16 protein-coding genes and 1 tRNA gene are annotated in these 23678 nt (G+C 33.0%); 13 read left to right on the top strand and 4 right to left on the bottom strand.

Annotation, left to right across the window (positions count from 1 at the left end; all coding sequences use genetic code 11):
* Nucleotides 1-110: 110 nt before the first annotated feature.
* The 9 genes from AAFN75_RS06510 (at nt 111) to AAFN75_RS06470 (ending at nt 17105) form a co-directional block, all read left to right on the top strand.
* The gene (locus tag AAFN75_RS06510) at nt 111-3569 is read left to right on the top strand and encodes a hypothetical protein (protein WP_411808788.1); all 3459 of its coding nucleotides are present in this window, start codon (nt 111-113) and stop codon (nt 3567-3569) included.
* Between the two features lie 53 nt (nt 3570-3622).
* Nucleotides 3623-4843, top strand: coding sequence for a glycosyl hydrolase family 17 protein (locus tag AAFN75_RS06505; protein WP_411808787.1), 1221 nt, complete (start codon nt 3623-3625; stop codon nt 4841-4843).
* Nucleotides 4844-4902: 59 nt separating this feature from the next.
* Nucleotides 4903-5871 (top strand): glycoside hydrolase family 2 TIM barrel-domain containing protein, encoded by a 969-nt coding sequence (locus tag AAFN75_RS06500; protein WP_411808786.1) that lies wholly within the window; start codon nt 4903-4905, stop codon nt 5869-5871.
* Between the two features lie 4 nt (nt 5872-5875).
* On the top strand, nt 5876-7372 hold the full coding sequence (locus AAFN75_RS06495; RefSeq protein ID WP_411808785.1) for a glycoside hydrolase family 30 protein: 1497 nt from the start codon (nt 5876-5878) through the stop codon (nt 7370-7372).
* Between the two features lie 54 nt (nt 7373-7426).
* Nucleotides 7427-8839: an MFS transporter gene (locus AAFN75_RS06490; RefSeq protein ID WP_411808784.1), complete on the top strand. Its 1413-nt coding sequence runs from the start codon at nt 7427-7429 to the stop codon at nt 8837-8839.
* 17 nt (nt 8840-8856) lie between these two features.
* Nucleotides 8857-9786 (top strand): glycosyl hydrolase family 17 protein, encoded by a 930-nt coding sequence (locus AAFN75_RS06485; RefSeq protein ID WP_411808783.1) that lies wholly within the window; start codon nt 8857-8859, stop codon nt 9784-9786.
* Between the two features lie 364 nt (nt 9787-10150).
* Nucleotides 10151-11431, top strand: coding sequence for a T9SS type A sorting domain-containing protein (locus tag AAFN75_RS06480; protein WP_411808782.1), 1281 nt, complete (start codon nt 10151-10153; stop codon nt 11429-11431).
* 77 nt (nt 11432-11508) lie between these two features.
* Nucleotides 11509-16272, top strand: coding sequence for a glycosyl hydrolase (locus AAFN75_RS06475; RefSeq protein ID WP_411808781.1), 4764 nt, complete (start codon nt 11509-11511; stop codon nt 16270-16272).
* A 146-nt stretch (nt 16273-16418) separates the two neighbouring features.
* Nucleotides 16419-17105: a LysE family translocator gene (locus AAFN75_RS06470; RefSeq protein ID WP_411808780.1), complete on the top strand. Its 687-nt coding sequence runs from the start codon at nt 16419-16421 to the stop codon at nt 17103-17105.
* 82 nt (nt 17106-17187) lie between these two features.
* Here AAFN75_RS06470 and AAFN75_RS06465 read toward each other — a convergent pair whose 3' ends face one another.
* The 3 genes from AAFN75_RS06465 to folB form a co-directional block, all read right to left on the bottom strand.
* Nucleotides 17188-17730, bottom strand: a complete 543-nt coding sequence (locus tag AAFN75_RS06465; RefSeq protein ID WP_411808779.1) for a DinB family protein — start codon at nt 17728-17730, stop codon at nt 17188-17190.
* Between the two features lie 208 nt (nt 17731-17938).
* Nucleotides 17939-18009, bottom strand: a tRNA-Cys gene (locus tag AAFN75_RS06460).
* A gap of 121 nt (nt 18010-18130) precedes the next feature.
* The gene (folB, locus tag AAFN75_RS06455) at nt 18131-18487 is read right to left on the bottom strand and encodes a dihydroneopterin aldolase (protein WP_411808778.1); all 357 of its coding nucleotides are present in this window, start codon (nt 18485-18487) and stop codon (nt 18131-18133) included.
* Between the two features lie 100 nt (nt 18488-18587).
* On the opposite strand from folB, the gene AAFN75_RS06450 reads away from it, so the two are divergent.
* The 4 genes from AAFN75_RS06450 (at nt 18588) to AAFN75_RS06435 (ending at nt 22639) form a co-directional block, all read left to right on the top strand.
* Nucleotides 18588-20585 (top strand): glutamine--tRNA ligase/YqeY domain fusion protein, encoded by a 1998-nt coding sequence (locus tag AAFN75_RS06450; protein WP_411808777.1) that lies wholly within the window; start codon nt 18588-18590, stop codon nt 20583-20585.
* Between the two features lie 65 nt (nt 20586-20650).
* A complete protein-coding gene (locus AAFN75_RS06445) occupies nt 20651-21136 on the top strand; it encodes a DUF1761 domain-containing protein (protein WP_411808776.1) in 486 nt (161 codons plus the stop codon).
* 67 nt (nt 21137-21203) lie between these two features.
* On the top strand, nt 21204-22358 hold the full coding sequence (locus AAFN75_RS06440) for a GNAT family N-acetyltransferase (protein ID WP_411808775.1): 1155 nt from the start codon (nt 21204-21206) through the stop codon (nt 22356-22358).
* Nucleotides 22359-22426: 68 nt separating this feature from the next.
* Nucleotides 22427-22639, top strand: coding sequence for a hypothetical protein (locus AAFN75_RS06435; protein ID WP_411808774.1), 213 nt, complete (start codon nt 22427-22429; stop codon nt 22637-22639).
* A gap of 58 nt (nt 22640-22697) precedes the next feature.
* Here AAFN75_RS06435 and AAFN75_RS06430 read toward each other — a convergent pair whose 3' ends face one another.
* Nucleotides 22698-23621 (bottom strand): SPFH domain-containing protein, encoded by a 924-nt coding sequence (locus tag AAFN75_RS06430; protein ID WP_411808773.1) that lies wholly within the window; start codon nt 23619-23621, stop codon nt 22698-22700.
* Nucleotides 23622-23678 lie beyond the last annotated feature (57 nt).

The following is a 23678-nucleotide window of genomic DNA, read 5'->3' as shown; positions in this document are numbered from 1 at the left end:
TAATTTAAACATAACAAAAAGGTCGGTTATGTTAGCATAACCGTCCTTTTTTCTTTTTACTATAAAACTTTAATCTTTTTAAAGTACCTGAATTAATATAATTGGAATTAATGAGCACTACCACTTACACAGAAAATAATAGTCACTTTTCTTCAGAAAAAGAAAAGATAGCTTCAGAAATAGTAACCCTTAATGGCGAAACTTTTTTCAAGATTTCTAATAGCGATAGCATGCGTCCATTTTTTATGAGCATTGTTAGCGATTCAAACCATTGGATGTTTATTTCAAGTAACGGAGGTTTAACGGCAGGAAGAAAAAATGCAGAATACGCATTATTTCCGTATTACACAGACGATAAAATTACCGAATTAGCAGATATTACTGGAAGTAAATCCATTTTTCAAATTCATATTAAAGGAAAATCCTATATATGGGAGCCATTTTCTGAAAGACAAACAGGATTATATAATATAAAAAGAAACCTGTATAAGAGCAGTTATGGTAATAAAGTTATTTTTGAAGAAATTAATAAAGATTTACAACTTACGTTTCGTTACCAATGGAGTTCTAGTAATCAATATGGTTTTGTAAAAGAATCTACGTTAATAAATAAAACAGGTAAAAATATTAGTTTAACCGTTTTAGATGGTTTACAAAATATTATTCCAAGCAATGTTTCTTCAGAATTACAAAATAGCAGAAGTAACTTAGTTGACGCCTACAAAAAAAGTGAATTGCAAAAAGGTTCTGGTCTTGGTATTTTTGCATTAAGTGCCGTAATTGTTGATAAAGCAGAACCTAGCGAAGCTTTAAAGGCGAATACCGTTTGGTCATTTGGGTTAGATAATCCTAAACATCTTTTATCATCATTACAACTTAATAATTTTAGAAAAAGTCAACCAATTCAAGAAGAAGTTGATATTAAAGCAGAAAAAGGCGCTTATTTTATTTCTTCAAAAATTGACTTAGAAGCAAATGCTGAAAAAAGCTGGATGTTTGTTGCTAATGTTAATCAATCTATTACTAATGTCATTCAAATTTCCGAAAGTATTAAATCAGATAAAAACATTGCAGAACGTGTAAAAAAGGATATTGAATTAGGTACAGAAAACCTTATTAAAATTACAGGAAATGCAGACGGTTTACAACTTACCGCAGATCAGCTTACAAACACAAGACACTTTTCAAATACCCTATTTAATATTATGCGTGGTGGTATTTTCGATGATGATTATCAAATAGAAAAAACCGATTTTGTAAAGTATATAAATAAGGCAAATAAGGACGTTTTTAGTAAAAAAGAAAACACTTTAAAGGCTTTGCCAAACTTGTTTTCTTTAAACGATATAAAAAGTTTTTCTGAAAGGAGTACAAACAGCGATTTTAAAAGATTGTGTTTAGAGTATTTACCTTTAAAATTTAGTAGAAGACATGGCGACCCTAGTAGACCTTGGAATAAATTTTCTATTAATACACAGAATGAAGTTGATGGTTCTAAAATATTAGATTATGAGGGGAACTGGCGAGATATTTTCCAAAACTGGGAAGCGCTTGCACATTCTTATCCAGAGTTTATAGAAGGTATGATTCATAAGTTTTTAAACGCTACAACTTTTGAAGGATACAATCCTTACCGAGTTACTAAAGGTGGTTTTGATTGGGAAGTAATTGAAGAGCACGATCCGTGGTCTTACATTGGTTATTGGGGCGATCATCAAATAATTTACCTTTTAAAGTTCTTAGAGTTTATTGAGGATTATTATCCGAATCAATTAGAAAAACGTTTCTCAGAAAATATTTTCGTGTACGCTAATGTACCATACATTATAAAAAGTTACGATGATACCTTAAAAAACCCGAAGGATACTATTGATTTTGATTACGATTTAAATCGCGAAATTGATAATAGACGTGAGGTTTTAGGTGCCGATGGTGCGCTATTAAAAGATAAAAATGCAACTATTTATCACGTTAATTTAATCGAAAAATTATTAGCTACAGTTTTGGCAAAAATGTCAAACTTTATACCAGAAGGTGGTATATGGTTAAATACGCAACGCCCAGAATGGAATGACGCAAATAACGCATTAGTAGGAAATGGCGTGTCTATGGTAACGCTAAATTACTTATATAGGTTTTTAAGCTTCTTTGATAAGATAGTTTCTAAATCTGAGGTTAAACAAGTAGAGATTTCTCAAGAACTAAATGTATTTTTCACTAGAGTTGTTAAAACGCTTCAAGAAAACGCCAATATTTTAGGTGGAAAAATTTCGGATAAAGACAGAAAGACGATTCTTGATGGTTTAGGAAAAGCAGGTAGTAATTATAGAGAATTAATTTATAAGGCAGGGTTTTCAAACCAAAAAATCGAATTAAAACTAGAGGATGTTTCTAGTTTTATTGAAGTAACAAAAGCATATTTAGAACATAGTATAAATGCCAATAAGCGAGATGATAATATGTATCATGCTTATAATCTGATGACTATTGAAAACGATACCGAGGTGTCAATTTCTTATCTATCAGAAATGTTGGAAGGTCAAGTAGCTGCATTAAGTTCGGGTTACCTCTCTCCTATTCAAGCTTTAAATTTATTAGATGGTTTGAAAAATAGCGCATTGTTTAGAGAGGATCAATACAGCTATATTTTATACCCAAATAAAGAGTTACCAAGGTTTGATAAGAAAAATAATATTCCTTCAAATAAAGTAGAGCAATTGCCTTTATTAATGCAATTGGTAGCCGATGGAAACAGACAAATTATCGAGCAAGATATTTTAGGAAATTACCATTTTAATAGCAATTTTAACAATGCAAACAGCTTAAAAGAGGCATTAAATAATTTAGATTGTTCTTATAAATCGTTAATTGATAGCGATACGGAACAATTATTACAAACGTTCGAATCTGTTTTCGATCATAAATCATTTACTGGCCGTTCAGGAACATTTTTTGGTTATGAAGGATTGGGTTCTATTTATTGGCATATGGTTTCTAAACTATCATTAGCTGTTCAAGAAAATTGTTTGTTAGCAATTCGCACTAGTACTGACGATGCTGTGATTGGTAGGTTATTAGATCACTATTATGAAATAAACGCAGGTATTGGGGTGCATAAGTCGCCTGAATTATATGGTGCTTTTCCAACCGATCCATATTCGCATACACCAGCAACTAAAGGAGCGCAACAACCAGGAATGACTGGGCAAGTTAAAGAGGATGTCTTAACTAGATTTGGTGAACTTGGAATTTATGTTGAGAAAGGAAAAGTTGTATTTAATCCTAAGTTATTACAAACAAAAGAATTTTTAAGTGCAGCATCAACCTTCCGTTTTACTAATGTAAACAAGGAAGAACAAGAACTAAATATAGAATCAAATTCTCTTTGTTTTACATACTGTAAAGTCCCAGTTATATATAAACTTTCAAACGAAACGGGCATTAAAGTTATTTACAATAATGGTAAAACTATCGAATTAGAAGGTATGAACCTAGATGTGGGAACATCAGAATCATTATTTCAAAGAAAAGGAGAGGTGAACCATATTGTAGTTTTAATAAGTAAATAGCCGCTAAAGCCATGCTTAGGTTTAAAAAGAATTTATCAATTTTAATAGTATTAATGATGTTAGGATGTAATGAAAACCCAAAAGTAAAACAGCAGTTAACAGCCGCTGATATTTTAGGTACTCCAGAATACCTAGCAATCTCCTATGGTGGATATCGTAAAAACACAAGAGATATTCAACCTACAATACCAGAATTGAAAGAAGATATGAAGTTGTTGTTTGTTATGGGGGTAAAAATATTACGAACCTATAATGTGCAATTACAACAAGTACCAAACTTATTAAAAGCTATAACTGAATTAAAGGAAGAGGATTCAAATTTTGAAATGTACGTTATGTTGGGCGTCTGGATAGATTGCGAAAATGCTTGGACAGATAAAACGCCAAACCACGATGTTGAAGATTTAGAAAGAAATCAAGCAGAAATAAACAGGGCAGTAAAACTTGCAAAGCAATATCCAAATATTATTAAAGTAATTGCGGTAGGTAACGAAGCTATGGTAAAATGGGCAACGAGTTATTATGTTCAACCTGGTGTTATTTTAAAATGGGTAAATCATTTGCAAAACTTAAAATCTTCTGGTGAATTATCAAAGGATTTGTGGATTACAAGTTCCGATAATTTCGCCTCTTGGGGCGGAGGAGGTAGCGAGTATCATGTAAAGGATTTGGAAAAATTAGTTCATGCTGTCGATTATATATCAATGCACACCTACCCTATGCACGATACGCATTATAACCCAGTTTTTTGGGGTGTAGAGGATAAAGATTCTACGTTAACAGATTTAGAAAAGCTAGATGTGGTTATGTTAAGAGCTAAATCTTATGCCGTTTCGCAATACAATAGTGTGGTTAATTATATGAAAAGTATAGGCGCTAATAAACCAATACACATTGGGGAAACAGGTTGGGCAAGTCATTCAAACGAGCTTTATGGCAGTCACGGTTCTAGAGCTACAGACGAGTATAAACAAGCATTGTATTTCAATCACATGCGCGAATGGACAAACAGTTCGAATATGTCTTGTTTTTATTTTGAAGCTTTCGATGAAAGCTGGAAAGATGCTAAAAACCCGCAAGGTTCAGAAAATCATTTTGGTTTATTTACTATCGATGGCAAAGCAAAATATGCCCTTTGGGATGCTGTAGATTCAGGAGTTTTTGAAGGTTTAACAAGAAACGGTAATCCAATTACCAAAACCTACAATGGTAATAAAAAAGCATTAATGCCTTATGTATTAATTCCAGGTGAAAATAAATTAATAACACATTAATAATTACGCTTAAATCGATGAAAAAGTTTGTTTTTACATGTTTAATTCTTTGTTTTTGTTTGTCTTGTAAAAAGGATAAAACAACAACTACTGTTTCAGATTCAAAAAGATATATTTATGTAAATAACAAGCCTTATTATATTAAAGGTATATGCTATCATCCTGTTACTAAAGGTAGTACAAAAAGAGATTTTTTAAATCTATCTCAAGACCTTGCTCTTATGAAAGAAGCAGGTATTAATACTATTCGTGTTTATGAGCCTATTGATGATAAAGCAGTTTTAGATGAAATTGATGCTGTTGGAATAAAAGTAATTATGGGTTTTGGATACAATGATGCAAACGATAAGTTTAACATAGTTTCTGGAAACTACCTTAATTATGTCAATACATATAAAAACCATAACGCCATTTTAATGTGGGAATTGGGGAATGAATATAATTATCATCCGGAATGGTTTAAAGACGATATTAAAAACTGGTATACTGCATTAAATACTGCGGCAATAAGTATTCATCAAATCGATAAAACACATCTTATTTCATCTGCTCATGGCGAGTTACCAAACGATTTAGCGCTTTCCTCCTGCCCTAATATTGATGTTTGGGGTATGAATGTGTACCGTTGGGATAACCCAGAAGACATCTTTTCGCAATGGGAAGCGGTAAGCACAAAACCCATGTATATATCTGAATCAGGGGGCGATAGTTATATGACGATAACTAAAGAAGGTTTTGAAAAAGGAGAAAATCAAAAAGCACAGGCTCAGGCAAATGCAAAAATCATAGATAAAATATTTGAAAACCAAGACATTTGTTCGGGAGTTACCATGTTTTCATTTACAGATGGCTGGTGGAAAGCAGGAAACCCAGAAAAGCAAGACATAGGTGGATGGGCACCAAATAGCACAGGCATTCCTTATGATGGCGCACCAAATGAAGAATTTTGGGGTATAGTTGATATAGATAGAAATAAAAAAGAAACATTCGATATTATTAAAAATAAATACAACCAGATAAAACCTTAAAGGAATGAAAAATCTTAATTACATAGTCGTTTTATTAACTGCATTGTTAATATCAAGTTGTAATAATAAAGTTGAAAAGATGAATTTTGAAGTATTTGAAACATCAGAAAGTGGAAACAAATTAACCAAGATTACCGAGTTTAAAACACATGATAGCGTAGCAAATATAACATTAAAACCAGCAGAAACACTTCAAACGATTTCTGGTTTTGGTGGTGCTTTTACAGAGTCTTCCGCGTATTTGTTAAATAAATTAAGTAAGAAAAATAGAGATACTATTATTCAGGCTTATTTCGCTAAAAATGGTGCTAATTACTCGCTTACCAGAACGCACATGAATTCTTGTGATTTTTCATTAACCAATTATTCTTATTCACCTGTTGAAGGCGATAAAAATTTGGAACACTTCACCGTTGAGGAAGATAAAGATGATTTAATTCCTATGATTAAAGATGCTTTAGCGGTTTCAGAAGATGGGTTTAATATTTTCGCTTCGCCATGGACAGCAGCACCTTGGATGAAGGATAACAATAACTGGGTTGGCGGTAAATTACTAACAGAATATTATGATACTTGGGCACTATTTTTTTCTAAATATTTGGACGCCTACAAAGCCGAAGGAATTGAAATTTGGGGTTTTACAGTAGAAAACGAACCTCATGGGAATGGCAATAACTGGGAAAGTATGCATTTTTCACCCAAGGAAATGACCGATTTTGTAGAGTTTCATTTAGGTCCAAAACTAGAAGAAGATGGCTATGGTGATAAAATTATTTTAGGCTACGATCAAAATAGAGCAGGTTTAAAAGAATGGGTGGATGAAATGTATAGAGATGAAGCATCATCTAAATATTTTCATGGTACAGCAATCCATTGGTATGAAAGTACCTATGATTATTTCCCAGAAGCGCTACAATATGCCCATAATAAGGCGCCTAATAAATACTTAATTGAAACCGAGGGCTGTATAGACTCTCAAGTTCCTGTGTGGCAAGATGATGCTTGGTATTGGAAAAAAGAAGCTACCGATTGGGGATGGGATTGGGCACCAGAAGAACAAAAACATTTACACCCAAAATATGCTCCAGTAAATCGTTATGCTAGAGATATTATTGGCTGCTTAAACAATTGGGTTGATGGCTGGGTAGATTGGAATATGGTTTTAGACAAACAAGGTGGTCCAAATTGGTTTAAAAACTGGTGTGTTGCCCCGGTAATTGTCGACCCAGAAAAAGACGAGGTTTACTTTACACCATTGTATTACACCATGGCACATTTTAGTAAGTATATAAGACCAAATGCTAAGGTGATTGCTCATGATAATTCTGATGATACGCTTATGGTAACTGCGGCTCAGAATCCGGATGGCTCTATAGCGGTTGTCCTTTTTAACGAATTTGAAACACCAAAATCTATAAGCTTAACGGTTAATGAAAAAATAGTTTCGTTCTCTATTGATGCGCAAGCGTTACAAACGGTTTTAATACCTAGTAAACAGTAAAATATTGCCTAACTAAACTAAACCGAAATAATATTAACCATTAAAACTAAATATATGTCTGCAGAAAACAACACGGTTCCTATGGGGCAAAAAATAGCTTTCGGGCTAGGTATGTTTGCTAACCAAATGTTTCCTGCTGCAATGGGAATATTTATGGTTGTTTTGGTTCAGGATTTAGGGTTTCCTGGTTGGATGTGGGGAATCATTTTCTTTATGCCTAGGATTTTTGATTCGATTACAGATCCAATAATGGGATTTATTTCAGATAATACGAAATCAAAATGGGGAAGGCGTAGGCAATACGTATTATTAGGAGCTTTAATAATGGGTGTTTCATTTTCAATTTTATGGCAATTACATAGAGATAATGGTATAGATTATAATTTTACTTATTTCATGATATGGTCTTTTGTGTTTTATTTAGGCTTAACCATATTTAGTGTGCCTTATGTTGCCATGGGGTACGAGATGAGTGACGATTTTCACGAACGCACTAATATTATGGCTGTCGCTCAATGGATTGGTCAATGGGCATGGGTAATAGCACCATGGTTTTGGGTTATTATGTACGATCAAGGCTGGTTTGAATCTGCAGATGTTGCCACAAGAACCATAGCAGTTTGGGTAGGTGTAATTTGTATGATTTTTGCCATGGTTCCTGCTATTTTTATTGAAAGTAAACCGACTGTAAACGAAAATTATAAACCCTTGAATGCTAAAAACATAGGAAGTAGTTTTACCGAAATTATTAGTGGTTTTGTACAAGCTTTTAAAAATAAACCTTTTAGAAAATTATGTATTGCAACATTTTTGGTTTTTAATGCGTTTAATACCGTTGCGGCTTTTACTTTTTTTATTATCGTTTATTATTTGTTTAGTGGCGACGCCGGAGCAGCGGGAATTTGGCCTACGCTGTTTGGTAGTTTAGGAGCATTAGCAACAACTTTTGTTGTTATTCCAATTGTGGCTAGAATGTCTAAGACTATGGGTAAGAAAAGAGCTTTTTTAGTCTCTCAAAGCATATCCATTCTTGGGTACGTTTTATTGTGGTTTTTATTTGTTCCTGGAAAGCCTTACTTATTTATTTTTGCGCTTCCTTTTTTCTCGTTCGGTATAGGAAGTTTATTTATGCTTATGATGTCTATGACAGCAGACGTCATTGATCTTGATGAATTAAATACAGGATTACGTAGAGAAGGTATTTTCGGAGCTATTTACTGGTGGATGGTAAAATTTGGTTTTGCCATTGCGGGATTACTTAGCGGACTTATTTTATCAATGATTGGGTTTGATGCTACAGCTGAATCGCAATCGGAAAATGCCATTGTAGGATTACGATTTTTCTTTTCAGGACTGCCAATTTTAGGAACGTTAATTGCGATTTTAGTAATGCGTAAATATGATTTAACTGAAGAAAAATCTAATGAAATTCGTGAACAGTTAGAATTAAGAAAAAATAAAGTATAACTTATAAACACAATACGATGTCTTTCAAGAAAGAAAACCTAATGTCACTTTCGGGTGGTTTAGAAAATAAAACGACTAAAGGCCTACAAAACACTTTTAATAGAGTTTTTAATACTGGCATGCACGGAATTTGTTTTAGTGCTTATGAAGAGGGACAAAAAACAGGCGACCAATTAACAGAGAAACAGATTAGACGTCGCATGAAAATTATAAAACCCTATACCAAATGGGTTCGTACATTTTCTTGTACCGATGGTAATGAGCTTATTCCAATAATAGCAAAGGAATTTGGTATTAAAACTTTAGTTGGAGCTTGGTTAGGTAATGATGCTGAAATAAATAAAAAGGAAATTGCAGGTCTGTTAAAGCTTGCTAAAGACGGTTATGTGGATATCGCAGCAGTGGGTAACGAAGTCATGTATAGAGGTGATTTACCCGAAGAAGAATTAATAGACTTCATGCAACAAGTAAAACGAGAAATTCCTGAGATTCCAATGGGTTATGTTGATGCCTATTATGAATTTGCCAAACGTCCAAAAATTACTGAAGCCTGCGACGTTATTTTAGCTAATTGTTACCCATATTGGGAAGGCTGTAGTTTAGAATATTCTTTACTTTACATGAAAGATATGTTTAATAGAGCAGTTAAAGCTGGTAACGGTAAAAAGGTAATTATTACCGAAACAGGATGGCCTAGTCAAGGCTTAGGATTGTTAGGGGCCAAACCTTCAAATGAAAATGCCATGAAGTATTTTATTAATACACAAGAATGGTCAGTAGAAGATAATATAGAAATGTTCTATTTCTCATCTTTTGACGAATCTTGGAAAGTTGATACTGAAGGAGATGTTGGTGCATATTGGGGCCTATGGGATAAAGACGAAAAGCCAAAATTTCACGCTAAATCATTATTCTTTAAAGTACGAAATAAAGGTGTAATTGGTTAATTTGTAAAATTTTATATAATGTTTAAAGCCTGCTTTTTAAGTAGGCTTTTTTAGTTTTATATACTTTTTTTATCTTCATTTAGTGTATTATAATTTAAAAAAAGGGAGGTTTTATTTAAAAGTCAAATAAATGACCTTTTTTTAACCACAACATTACCACAACATCTCCTTTTTTACCAAAATTTAAAGCAATTGTAAGAGGTCTTTAAAGCCTTATTTTATTGATGTTTTGCGAAATCAATAAAGTTTTTGTATTTATTTTGAGGATGTATGATTTTTGTAGGGGTTTTTTATTAGACTTCGCAATTGTTTATGGGTAAATTTATATTATCAAAAACTAAATATTAACTAAAACTAAATTATTATGAAAAAAATTACTTTGTTATTTTGCCTATTAACTGTATCATTTGGGTTTTCTCAAGCTTTACATACAGTTGATTTTGAACCAGCAGGAACAGGAAATGATTGGAGTTGGACAATATCTGATGTAGCTCCCTCACTTCAATTAATAGCAAATCCTGTAAGTGGAGGTATAAACACCTCTGCTACAGTTGTAGAGTTTATAGCGTATACAACAGACCAAAACTGGGCCTTGGCCTTTACTAGTGATGATGGACAGTTTGTATTCGATGCTACAAACAGTACGGTTAAAATTATGGTTTATAAACCAACAATTAGTAATGTTGGAATTAAATTTGAAGGACTTAGTTCGCCTATAGAATTAAAGGTTGCTAATACCGTAATTAATCAATGGGAAGAATTAACGTTTGATTTTTCGGCACAAATAGGAAACACATACGATAAACTTGTTATTATTCCTGATTTTGTAGAACCTTATGTAAACGGCAAAGATAGAACTACTGATAACACTCTTTATTTTGATAATATTCAAATGCCTAATGGAGAATTAACAGGGCCACTTCCGGAGCCTTCAACTACCGCTACAGCACCTGGTCATGACGAAGTAAATAATCAAGTTATTTCTATTTTTAGTGACACTTATTCTAATGTAACGGGAACAAATTATGATCCAAGTTGGGGGCAATCAACCGATGCCACTATAGAAATGGTAGCCGGTGAGGAAGTGTTGAAGTATGCTGGTTTAAATTACCAAGGTACAGAATATACCTCTCAAGATGTTTCTGGTCTTGATAAACTCCATGTTGATTATTGGACAGCTAATGGAACAACTCTAGATTTTTATTTAATCAGTGCTGGTAACGAAACAGCTGTATCTTTACCAATTTCAAGTTCAGAAACTTGGTTAAGTATTGATATTGATTTATCTAGTTATACACCTCCTGTTGTGTTGACTGAAGTTGTTCAGTTTAAAGTTGTAGGTAATGGTACGGTTTGGTTAGACAATCTTTATTTCTATAATAGTGTTTCATTAGGGGTTAATGATATTGAAGTATCTGAATTTAGTATATACCCAAACCCAACACAAGATTCTTGGACAGTAACATCTCAAAATCAAAACATAACATCTATTCAAGTGTTTGATGTTTTAGGGAAACAAGTTGTGTCATATTCTCTTAATAATAGTGAAGTAACAATTGATGGTGCTAGTTTAAAGTCTGGGCTATATTTTGCACAAATAAAAACTAGTAATAGTTTAGAAAGCATCAAATTAATTAAGAAATAAAGATTATTAAGCATATTCATTTTTATCAATGGTGCTTTTAATTTAAAAGCACCATTTTTTTTCTAAAAACACTCATTATGAAAATAGGTTACTTACTTATATTTAAGCAGTTTTTATTCATCCTTTTTGGATTTACAATAGCTGTGAATGCTCAGACTACAAACGTAGGCAGTGGCAGTTACACAAATTCGTTTCCTGGAACAGATGAAGCTGGTAGAAATGGGTTTCCACCGGGAACACCTCAAGTTAGTGGTGTTGCGGTAGGTAAGCCAATACCAACAAACGATTGGTGGTCTAAATTATTGAAAGAGAATCATGCAGATAATCTTTTTAATTATCCAATGACCATGAAAACTACAAATCAGGGACTTATTGTTACCTACATACCTTTTGGCGTTATTGGGGACTCTGCTCCTATTGAAATTGGACTTTCTGGTTTAAACACATCAAATACAACGGTTTCAGATTATTCAGATTGGACAGTTACAATGAATTGGAAGGATGCCAGCCACGAGTTAAAAGCAACTTCTGGAATAGGGATGCCTTTTCTTTATTTTGAAAAAGAAAGTGATGATATTTTAGAAATTAAAGTGAATTCAGGAACGGCTACTATATCTTCTGAATTATTAATAATTGAAAATGCTAGTAGCGGTGCGGATTTTGTTTTTTATGCGCCTGTTGGTAGTACATGGAGTAATACAGGTAATATATACACATCTACTTTAAATAGTAAAGATTATTTGTCTATGGTTATGCTACCACAAAACGCATCTAATATTAATATCGTAGCCAACGAATATAAAAAATACGCTTATGTGTTTCCTACCAATACAATGGCAAACTGGTCATACAACCCAAGTAATGGTATTGTCCAAACAAATTTTACGGTTACTACAGAAACAAAAGAGGGTATAGAAACTAATATTTTACAAGGTTTATTGCCACATCAATGGGATAATTTAGCTTCTGGTTCTGCAAGCCCAAATGGTTACAGTTATGATGGAGTTAGAGGAGAAATAAAAACCTTGGATGGGAATACTTTTACCGTTGAAAACACGTATAAAGGAATTCTTCCTACTATGCCTTATTTAGCAAATTATAGTGTAGGTTTTAGTCCTTCGGAATTAGAATCAAAAATTTCTCAAATTGAAAATGACGGTTTAGCTACTTGGACAGATTCATACAATGAAGGTCAAGTTATGAATCGTTTAATTCAAACGGCTAGAATTGCTGACCAAACAGGTAACCTTTCTGCTAGAAATAAAATGATTGCAACCATAAAAGAGCGATTAGAAGATTGGTTAATGTATAAATCTGGAGAAAAGGCTTTTTTGTTTTATTATAATAGTGCATGGACAACAATGTTAGGCTACCCAGCAGGACACGGGCAAGACACCAATATTAACGACCATCATTTTCATTGGGGATATTTTATTCACGCCGCATCTTTTATGGAACAGTTTGAGCCTGGTTGGGCTGCTCAATGGGGCGATATGATTAACTTATTAATACGTGATGCCGCATCTTTTGATAGAAACGATACGCAATTTCCGTTTTTAAGAAATTTTAGCCCATACGGAGGACATTGTTGGGCTAATGGTACAGCTTCTTTCCCGCAAGGAAACGATCAAGAATCAACTTCAGAAAGTATGCAATTTAATTCATCTTTAATTCATTGGGGAACAATTACAGAAAATGACGCTATAAGAGATTTAGGAGTCTATTTGTATACTACCGAACAAACGGCGGTTGAAGAATATTGGTTTGATATGAATGAGCGTAATTTTCAACCTTCACAACAATATGCCTTAGTGTCTAGAGTTTGGGGAAACTCTTATGATAACGGAACCTTTTGGACTTCAGATATTACGGCGTCTTACGGTATAGAGCTTTATCCTATGCATGCGGGTTCTTTGTATCTAGGTCAAAATTTAACTTACGTTCAAAAAATATGGGACGAATTAAAAACAAACACCGGTATTTTAAGTGATAGTGATACTAATCCAAACTTATGGCATGATACCATTTGGAAATATTTATCATTTTTAGATCCTGCAAAAGCTATCGAATTATATGACGCCTACCCAGACCGCAATTTAAAGTTTGGAATATCAGATGTACAAACATACCATTGGCTTCACGCTATGAATGCTTTGGGTAATTTAGAAGCTACAATTACTGCAGATTATCCAATTGCAGCTGTTTTTAATAATGGTGGAGATAAAACGTATGTGGCTCATAACTATTCAGATGGTCCTATAACGGTTACGTTTTCAGATGGTTTTATGCTAGATGTGCCTGCAAACCAAATGACAACTAGTAAGGATGTTAATGTTTCTGGAGTTTTATTAACAGATTTTACTCAGGCTTTTCCTAACGGAAGTATAAATCTTTCTGCTAATACTACAGGAAGTGGTATTACAAAAGTTGAATTTTATGATGGAACAACATTGATAGGTGAAGATATAACGGCGCCTTATGAATTTAAAGCTACAAATTTAACAACGGGTATCCATGGAATGTATGCGAAGGTTTATGTTAGTTCTAGTTTTAATGTTACCAATATTGTAACAGTGCAAGTTGGTGAGCAACTACCCTATTCTGGTACTTCAATTAGTATTCCAGGAGTTATTGAGGCAGGACATTATGATTTTTTTGAAGGTGGTGTTGGGCAGAATATTGCTTATGTTGATACTTCAATAAACAATGAAGGCGATTTTAGAACAGATGAATATGTAGATACTTTTTCTGATGCTTCAGAAGGTGCAACAGTAGGTTATATATCTCCTGGTGAATGGATGGAATATACTATAGATGTTCAAACAGCAGGGGTTTACGATTTAAGTTTAAGATATGCTTCTGGTAACGCTAGTGGCGGCGGACCTTTTTATTTCGAAATAGATGGGAATAAAATAAGTCCAGATATTACAATAACTAACTCTAGTGATTGGAACGCTTGGACCAATAAAGCAGTAAGCAATATTGAATTAAATGAAGGAGAACATGTGTTAAGGTTGGTGGTAACCAATGGAGAATTTAACTTAGGCAAAATGACTTTTACATATAATAGTCCGTTATCCTATAATCCTCCGGTAGCGCATGCAGGTGAGAATGTTTCAGTATTACTACCAACTACAACAGCCAATTTAGACGCTTCTTTAAGTACTGATTCAGATACACCAACTTTAAATTATAATTGGGAGCAAGTTTACGGGCCTTCTACCATTGCTTTTTCTAGTAATACAATCGAATCTCCAAGTATTTCTAATTTAGAAGAAGGTATTTACAAAGTGAAATTAACGGTTTATGATGGCACACATTCATCTACAGATACAGTCTTAGTAATTGTAAATCAAACTGGCAACACAAACCCTACAGTTTCAATTACGGCTCCTGCAAATAGCTCGACATTTAAAGAAGGAGAAGCTATTACTATTACAGCTTCTGCTTCAGATTTAGATGGCACAATTAGTTTAGTTGAGTTTTACGCTGGTGCTATTAAACTTGGAGAAGATGCAACAGAACCTTATAGTTATGTATGGAGTAATGCTAGTGTAGGATCACATCAAATATCAGCTAAAGCTATAGATAATGCTAATGGCGAAAGTACTTCCCAGGTTATTAATATTTCAGTAGATGAAGTTAAGATGTGTACTGAAGCTGGCACAACAGCTATTCAGGGTTCCTTTTCAACGGGTTATAAAAGTACATTTGAAACTATTGGAAGTACGGTTATTGTTACTTTTGAAATGTTAGATACCGATAAGTCATCTGGCAATGCCTATTTATGGCAAGAAACACCATTTGGTGAATCTCAAATGGACTTTGTTTCAACCAATAAATTTACCAAAACGTTAAGCGGATTATCTAATGGAACTACCCTTAGTTATGCATGTAAATTTGAGTTTACAGGAGGGTTGGCTGTTACAGAATACATAAGTTATGTAGTAGGTTCAGATTGTAGTGGAGGCACCGATTCTGAAGCTCCAGTTAATTTTACAGCTACTATTGGAACCATTACGTCAACCTCTATTGAATTGTTGTTGAATGGAACCGATAATTCTGGCACTATTGTTTATAATGCGTCTTATGATACAGGATCTAAAAACACGACAGCAACTTCGGGTGTTGAGGAGGCTTTAACTATTACGGCTTTAAACCCTAATACCTTATATACTTTCAATATTACAGCAACTGATTTAATTGGAAATACGGCTGTAAATAACCCTATAGTGTTACAAGCCACGACTTCGGAAGATAGCAATACAGAATGTTCCGGAGTTACTTCTGACGCTCAACAAGGTACATTTGATATTGGATACAATTATGATTTTTCAACTTCTGGTACTGATGTAACGTTTACTTTTGAATTACTTGATAATAAAGATGGTGTTATTGCCTTTTTATGGAGAGAAACACCTTTTGCTGAAACTCAAATGAGTAACGTATCTGGAAAAATTTTCACACATACTATCACCGGTCAAACACCAGGAGCAACCATTAGCTACGGTTGTAAATTTGCCTTTGCTGGCGGATTATCGGTTACTAAATATTTTTCTTATGTGGTTGGAAATTCTTGTTCTTTAAGTGTTAATGATTTAGGTGTCGTAAATCAACTAAGGGCATATCCAAATCCAACTCTAAATATTTGGAAGATTGTATCTAATCAACAAAATATGTTATCAATAACTGTGTTTAATATTTTAGGAGAACAAGTTTTTACGCTTGCTCCAAGAAATATTGAAGCAGTAATTGATGGTTCACACTTAAATTCAGGATTATATTTTGCTCAAATAAAAACAGAATTTGGTAATAGAATTATAAAACTTATAAAGAACTAGTTTAGTTTGTTTGTATTTGTTTAAAAGGAGTGGAGGTTACAAGCCCCACTCCTTTTTTTCGTTTAAAAATCAAGTAGAGTTCTAAGCTAATTAACCGCAATAGTTTTAAAATATTTCTTTACTTTGTGTAAAAGCTTCTTGTTTTTATGTTCGACGATATTTTAACAGCCATTCCTTTTGGTATAATACTAGCCTTTACCATTGGCCCAGTGTTTTTTGTACTATTAGAAACTAGTGCAACAAAAGGTTTTCGTAGTGCGCTAATATTTGATTTAGGCGTTATTCTTGCCGATATCATTTTCATTGTAATAGCATTTTACAGCACCAATAATCTAAGAGGGAAAATAGGTAACGACCCTAGTTTTTTAATCTTTGGTGGTGTTTTATTAATGGTATATGGTTTTATTTCATTTATAAAAACATCCAAATCATTTCGATCAATTGTTAAGGAATACCATAAAGTTGAAATAAAAAAAGGCTACGGTAAACTATTTATTAAGGGTTTCCTGTTAAACTTTATAAATATTGGTGTGTTGTTAGGCTGGCTTGGGTTTATCGTTTTAGGAGACTCCTTAACAACCTCGGAGCATGGCGATATTATTTTTATTGCTTCTATGTTAGCATCCTATTTTGTTGCAGATTTAGTTAAAATTGTAGTTGCCAAAAAACTTAAGGCAAAATTAACGCCTCGTCTTATTTTTAAAACCAAAAAAATTATTGCTATTGTAATACTTGGGTTTGGAATATTATTATTTGCGCAAGGTCTATTCCCAGAGGCTTATGAGAAAAATAAAGAGAAGTTAGAACAGATTAGCCCAATTAACAATAATTAATGTTTTACGAGATTTTTTAAACTGAAGCCCTCCTTTTTATTATTTAGAAGAATGTATTCAATGTTACCTCGTTTCATTTGAATTATTGATATAAAACATATCTTGGAGGTACAAGTCCGTTTAATCTCATATAAACAAGCATTTGTCCTCTGTGATGTGTTATATGATCGGCTAGCAATAGTAGAATTTGTCTTTTCGATCTATTTAAACCAAAATAATCTAACTCAGCATCTAATTGATTGGTGTCAAATGCTTTAATTAAGTTTATGGCTTCGTTAAAAGCATTGTTAACAGTAGCGATCATTTCTAGTTTAGATTTCTTGGCAACCTTAAAAAGGGTATCCGTTTTCCATTCTCTAGATTCTCGCCCTCCCAATAATGATTGACTATGCCAATCTATAGCATACCCAATATGCAAGAAGTTTTCAGCAAATGTCATAGATTCTGCTGTAGCTCTAAAAGTATAGTGTTCTTGGGGCATTGTTTCTGCAACTTGCATTAAATACTTCTGCGAATTTTCTAAACGTTCTAAATAATCTTTTATAAACTTATCTTTTTGTGCAAATAGAGAGGAAGTAAATGAGGTAATAAGTATAAAACCTGTTAGTATAAGTAGATTTTTCATGATGTTGAAATTTTAATTTATTAGCGATACTTTCTATGTATTATACATAAAATACAAGAATAAACTACCTTTTCAATAATTATATTTTTCTAGACAGTCATTGAATTAGAAAATAAAAGGTATTGTTTATAACACGAATTTAGTTGATTTTTTTTTCAATTAAACAAGGCATAAAAAAAAACCTCCAAGTAAAACTTAAAGGTTCTTGAGGCGTCGAGCGGATTCGAACCGCTGTACAAGGTTTTGCAGACCTCTGCCTAGCCACTCGGCCACGACGCCATTATATTTAAAATTTTTAGAAACATTTTTACTGCTTTGATTAAAGTAGTGTTTAACATTTCTGCAAAAATCTGATGCAAAAGTAAAAAAAAAAGTGAGTTTACAATAGTTAAAATGATATTTAACGTTTTTCTGACATTTTTATCGTCACTTTTGCTACATCTCCGCCAATAGGAGGGTTTAGTTTACTTACCCAAACAGTCGCTTTTTTAACAAGGCTATCTTCACTAAAGATACGATTTAATATTCGTTTAGCAACGGTTTCTAGAAGTTGAGACGGAATATCCATTTCTTCTTTAATAACGCGGTTTAAAAAAACATAGTCAACAGTATCACTAAGTTTGTCGGTTTTTGCAGATTCTTGTAAATTTGCTTTCACCTCCAAATCAACACGATAATCACTACCAATTTTGGTTTCTTCTTTTAAACAACCATGGTGGGCAAATACCCGAATATTTTCAACTTTTATAATTCCCATTGTCACACAATTTAAGTCGGCAAAATTACCTAATTTTGTACAATATTTTTGTTTAATGGGTTTGTTTTTATTAAGCTATACCTAAAGCGTAACATATTTTATGTCTGAAGAAAGAAAATCACTCAATTTTATTGAGCAAATTATAGAAGAAGATTTAGCCAACGGAATGCCTAAAAACAGTCTTCGTTTTCGTTTTCCGCCAGAGCCAAATGGGTATTTACATATTGGGCACACTAAAGCTATAGGTATTAGTTTTGGTTTGGGTGAGTACTATAACGCTCCGGTAAACCTTCGTTTTGACGATACTAATCCGGCTAAAGAAGAGCAGGAATATGTAGATGCTATAAAAGAAGATGTAGCTTGGTTAGGCTATAAGTGGGATAAGGAATTGTTTTCTTCCGATTATTTTCAACAATTATACGATTGGGCGGTTTATTTAATAAAAGAAGGTAAAGCCTATGTCGATTCGCAATCTAGCGAAGCTATGGCAGAACAAAAGGGTACGCCAACACAACCAGGTGTTGATGGTCCTTATAGAAATAGAACTGTTGCAGAAAATTTAGATTTGTTTGAACGTATGAGAGCTGGAGAATTTAATGAAGGCGAACATATTTTACGGGCAAAAATAGACATGCAACATGTTAATATGTTAATGCGCGATCCTATTATGTATCGTGTTTTAAAGAAACATCATCACAGAACGGCCAACGATTGGTGTATTTACCCAATGTACGATTGGACTCATGGAGAAAGTGATTATTTAGAGCAAATATCGCATTCGCTTTGTTCTTTAGAATTTAAGCCTCACAGAGAGCTTTACGATTGGTTTTTGGACCAAGTTGTCGAGGAAGATAAATTAAGGCCTAAACAACGCGAATTTGCCCGTTTAAATCTAAGTTATACCATAATGAGTAAACGTAAGTTGCTTAAATTGGTTGAAGATGGTGTTGTAAATGGTTGGGACGATCCTAGAATGCCAACTATTTCTGGTTTACGTCGTAGAGGTTACACACCAAATGCTATTAGAAAATTTGTGGAAACCGTTGGTGTTGCTAAACGCGAAAATATTATTGACGTGTCGCTTTTAGAGTTTTGTATTCGCGAAGATTTAAACAAAACGGCGCCGCGTGTTATGGCTGTTTTAAATCCTGTAAAATTGGTAATTACCAATTATCCTGAGGATAAAGTGGAGTGGTTTGATGCAGAAAATAATCAAGAAGATGAAAGTGCTGGCTTTAGAAAAGTACCGTTTTCTCGCGAGTTATATATTGAAAAAGAAGATTTTAAAGAAGAAGCCGGAAACAAATTTTTTAGATTAAAATTAGGAGGCGAAGTACGACTTAAAAACGCTTATATTATTAAGGCTGAAAGTGTTGTAAAAGATGCTAGTGGCGAGGTTACAGAGATACATTGTACCTATTCTGAAGATACCGAACGCAAAATAAAAGGCACATTACATTGGGTGTCTATAGCTCATGCTGTAAAAGCTGAGGTTAGAGAATATGACAGATTGTTTAGCGACGAGGCTCCAGATAGTCATGCCGACAAAGATTTTATGGATTTTATAAATCCTAATTCGTTAAAAATTATAGAAGCTTTTGTGGAACCCAGTTTAACAGAAGCTAAAGTAGGAGACAGGTTTCAGTTTCAACGTTTAGGATATTTTAATGTAGATGATGATTCAACTCCAGAACATTTAGTATTTAATAAAACAGTTGGTTTGCGCGATACTTGGGCTAAGGTTAAGCCTAAACAAAACACGAATCAAAATCAGCAAAAACAAACACAACAAAATAACAGATCAGCTATCGAGCAAATAAAATCTTATGGTAAAAAGTATGATAGATTACCAGAAGATAAACAGGCTAAAGCTAAAGCTGAAATTCAAGAATTAGCTAAAAAAGTGAGTTATGACGAGCTTGAACCATTGTTTAATACTTCTGTTAAAAAATCTGGAACACGTATAATAACCATGATTGCTTTAGGGGTTTTATTAGCAAACGGTTTAGATAAGAATGATGCTATAAATTCATTTATTGCTAAAGCTTTAGATGATAAGAATGCTTTGTTGGTTGAAGAAGCTAAGGCTATTTCTTAATAATAGTTAATTGGTTACACTATTTATTTTTTTGTACATTTAACTACTAACCAAACTTTTTTATTATGGATTTTTTAAATTTTCCTGCAATACTTGTTGCAGCAGTTTCAGCATTATTTGTTGGCTTTATTTGGTATAACCCAAAAGTATTTGGAAACGCATGGATGCAAGCGGCAGGTTTAACCGAAGACCAATTAAAAGGAGCTAATATGGCTAAGATCTTTATTCTAGCCTTTATTTTTGCCTTTTTATTAGCTATGACCATGATGCAAATGAGTATTCATCAAACTGGTGCTTTAAGCTTAATAGGTGGCGACGCTAGTAAAGCATTACCATCGTATGCCGCGTTTATGGCCGATTACGGCGATGCTTTTAGAACCTATAAACACGGGGCTTTACATGGTGTATTGGCAGGAGTTTTTGTGGCTTTACCTATAATTGGCACCAATGCATTATTTGAACGTAAAAGCGCTAAATACATTTTTATAAATAGTGGCTATTGGATTGTAACTTTAGGTGTAATGGGAGCTATTGTTTGCGGATGGAAATAATATTAATGTAATTTTTTAATACTTGTAAAGACTGAGGTAATTAACTTCGGTCTTTTTTAATTTTAGTTTGATATACCATAAAATATATAATCATGTTGATACTCTTCCCAAAGCTTGGGATGCGCTTGCTATTCCCGATATTTTTTTAAAAACAGATTTTTTAAAAGGCCTTGAAACCTCTATACCATCTAATATTACAGGATATTACGCTGGCATTTTTAAACATGATGAATTAGTGGGTATAGCTATTGTACAACGTGTGGAAATGTATGCCGATGATATTTTTAGAAAAAGCAGTTCAAACAAAATAAAAGAAATTGGTAAGCAATTGGTTTCTAAAATTGTAAAAGGAAATGCCTTAGTTGTTGGAAACCTTTTACACACGGGGCAACATGGTATTTATTTTAATCCGCTTAAAATTTCGCAAAGTGAATTTTTAACGGAATTAGAACAGGTTTTAGACGATTTAACGCTTGAAATTAAGACTAAATTCAATAAAAAAATAAGAATTATTGTTTTTAAAGATTATTTCGAGAATGATAAAATTCATGAAACCACTCACTTTTTTAAATCTAATAATTTATACAAAGTACAGGTACAACCAAACATGGTTTTTAAAAGTGAAACGTGGAAAACGACTAATGAATATATTTCTGCTTTTAATAAAAAATATAGAAGGCGTTTTAATACAGCTAGAAAAAAGGGAATTGACTTAGATTATAGAGAACTTGATAGTGATTATTTAAACACGAATTCTAAAGCTATATTTAGTTTATATGAAACGGTGTCGGATAATGCGGGCGTTAATTCGTTTAAGCTTCATGAAAATCATTTTTATCAATTAAAAGTACACCTGAAGGACCATTTTAAAGTTTTTGGGGTTTTCTTAAATGAAGAGTTAGTTGGTTTTTATTCGCTTATTCTTAACGATACTGTATTAGAAACCTATTTTTTAGGTTATAATAAAACGCTTCAGCGGACGTATCAAATGTATTTAAATATGCTGTTTAATATGGCTTTTTTCGGAATAGAAAAGCATTTTAAGAGTATTGTATATGCAAGGACAGCTATGGAAATTAAAAGTTCTATTGGTGCAAAACCACACAACATGCATATCTACTTAAATCACACCAATAGCTTTATAGCAAACACGGTTTTAAAATGTATTGTAAAGTATATGAATCCTATTCAAACATGGGAGGAAAGACACCCGTTTAAATAATTTAATACTTCCTTAAGAGAATAATTGTTTTCTTTTTATTATATTTTCGTAAGAAAAATATAACACTTATGAAAACTGAAAACACAAATATTCTTAGCGAAATATCAACACTTACTAGAGTTATTGAAGAGCAATATCCTGAGCTTCAAAAATATTTAGATGAAGGAAGAAGTACCTTGCCACAAGGCAATGTGGAAGCCTCGATTGATAATAAATCTTTAGAAAATTATAGAGATACTTTAAAAGAATTAATACAGAATTACGATAAAAATAAACACTAAATTAAAATATGGGTTCAGTTGAAATACTTAATTTTCAACTGAACCCTATTTTATAAACTTATTCTTTTTTCTTTAATTTAGATTGTTTCATAGCCTCACCAATTTGGTTACTTGCTGTAAAGCTAGCTACCATATCGTTTAGCATTTGACTACCTGCTTGAGGTGAATTAGGCAATAATATTAAGTTACTATTAGTTTCACTTCCAATAGCTTGTAATGTATCGTAATGTTGCGTTACTACTATAAGTGCAGAAGCTTCTTGACTATTAATACCAACCCGGTTTAAAACATCTACAGATTCTTCTAAACCACGAGCAATTTCACGACGTTGGTCTGCAATACCTTGTCCTTGTAAACGCTTACTTTCTGCTTCAGCTTTTGCTTTTTCAACAATTAAAATACGTTGTGCATCACCTTCGTATTGTGCCGCAGTTTTTTCTCTATCGGCAGCGTTAATTCTGTTCATAGCTTCTTTTACTTGAGCATCAGGATCAATATCGGTTACTAGTGTTTTTATAATATCAAAACCATAATCAGACATGGCGTCATTCAGTTCTGCTTTTACAGCTAAAGCGATATCGTCTTTTTTAACAAAAACATCATCTAACTTCATTTTTGGAACTTCGGCACGCACCACATCAAATACATAGCTTGTAATTTGATCGTGTGGGTAATCTAATTTGTAAAATGCATCGTATACTTTTTCGCTTATTACTTTGTACTGTACAGATACTTTTATACGAACAAAAACATCATCTAAAGTTTTGGTTTCTATAATAACATCTAATTGCTGAATTTTTAAACTTAATCGACCAGAAATTTTATCAATTAAAGGAATTTTAAGGTGTAATCCAGATTGGCGAATACTATGAAACTTACCAAAGCGTTCTACAATAGCCGCAGTTTGTTGTTTAACAACGAAAAAGGAGGAGATTAAAATGAATAATCCAATAACTACAAATGGGATAAATACGAAGCTCATAATGTTTTTATTAAAATGGTTAAAAAATAAGAATTACTAAATTAAGTTATATTTGTT

Origin of the sequence: Algibacter sp. AS12 (assembly GCF_046736315.1) — a bacterium.
Lineage (GTDB): Bacteria > Bacteroidota > Bacteroidia > Flavobacteriales > Flavobacteriaceae > Algibacter_B > Algibacter_B amylolyticus.
This window is presented reverse-complemented; position numbering and strand designations above follow the sequence as displayed.

What these genes read in the sequence shown, in the direction of transcription:
- AAFN75_RS06510 (WP_411808788.1), top strand. Translation starts at nt 111, where the DNA reads ATGAGCACTACCACTTACACAGAAAATAATAGTCACTTTTCTTCAGAA.
- AAFN75_RS06505 (WP_411808787.1), top strand. Translation starts at nt 3,623, where the DNA reads ATGATGTTAGGATGTAATGAAAACCCAAAAGTAAAACAGCAGTTAACA.
- AAFN75_RS06495 (WP_411808785.1), top strand. Translation starts at nt 5,876, where the DNA reads ATGAAAAATCTTAATTACATAGTCGTTTTATTAACTGCATTGTTAATA.
- AAFN75_RS06490 (WP_411808784.1), top strand. Translation starts at nt 7,427, where the DNA reads ATGTCTGCAGAAAACAACACGGTTCCTATGGGGCAAAAAATAGCTTTC.
- AAFN75_RS06485 (WP_411808783.1), top strand. Translation starts at nt 8,857, where the DNA reads ATGTCTTTCAAGAAAGAAAACCTAATGTCACTTTCGGGTGGTTTAGAA.
- AAFN75_RS06480 (WP_411808782.1), top strand. Translation starts at nt 10,151, where the DNA reads ATGAAAAAAATTACTTTGTTATTTTGCCTATTAACTGTATCATTTGGG.
- AAFN75_RS06475 (WP_411808781.1), top strand. Translation starts at nt 11,509, where the DNA reads ATGAAAATAGGTTACTTACTTATATTTAAGCAGTTTTTATTCATCCTT.
- AAFN75_RS06470 (WP_411808780.1), top strand. Translation starts at nt 16,419, where the DNA reads ATGTTCGACGATATTTTAACAGCCATTCCTTTTGGTATAATACTAGCC.
- AAFN75_RS06465 (WP_411808779.1), bottom strand. Translation starts at nt 17,730, where the DNA reads ATGAAAAATCTACTTATACTAACAGGTTTTATACTTATTACCTCATTT.
- folB (WP_411808778.1), bottom strand. Translation starts at nt 18,487, where the DNA reads ATGGGAATTATAAAAGTTGAAAATATTCGGGTATTTGCCCACCATGGT.
- AAFN75_RS06450 (WP_411808777.1), top strand. Translation starts at nt 18,588, where the DNA reads ATGTCTGAAGAAAGAAAATCACTCAATTTTATTGAGCAAATTATAGAA.
- AAFN75_RS06445 (WP_411808776.1), top strand. Translation starts at nt 20,651, where the DNA reads ATGGATTTTTTAAATTTTCCTGCAATACTTGTTGCAGCAGTTTCAGCA.
- AAFN75_RS06435 (WP_411808774.1), top strand. Translation starts at nt 22,427, where the DNA reads ATGAAAACTGAAAACACAAATATTCTTAGCGAAATATCAACACTTACT.
- AAFN75_RS06430 (WP_411808773.1), bottom strand. Translation starts at nt 23,621, where the DNA reads ATGAGCTTCGTATTTATCCCATTTGTAGTTATTGGATTATTCATTTTA.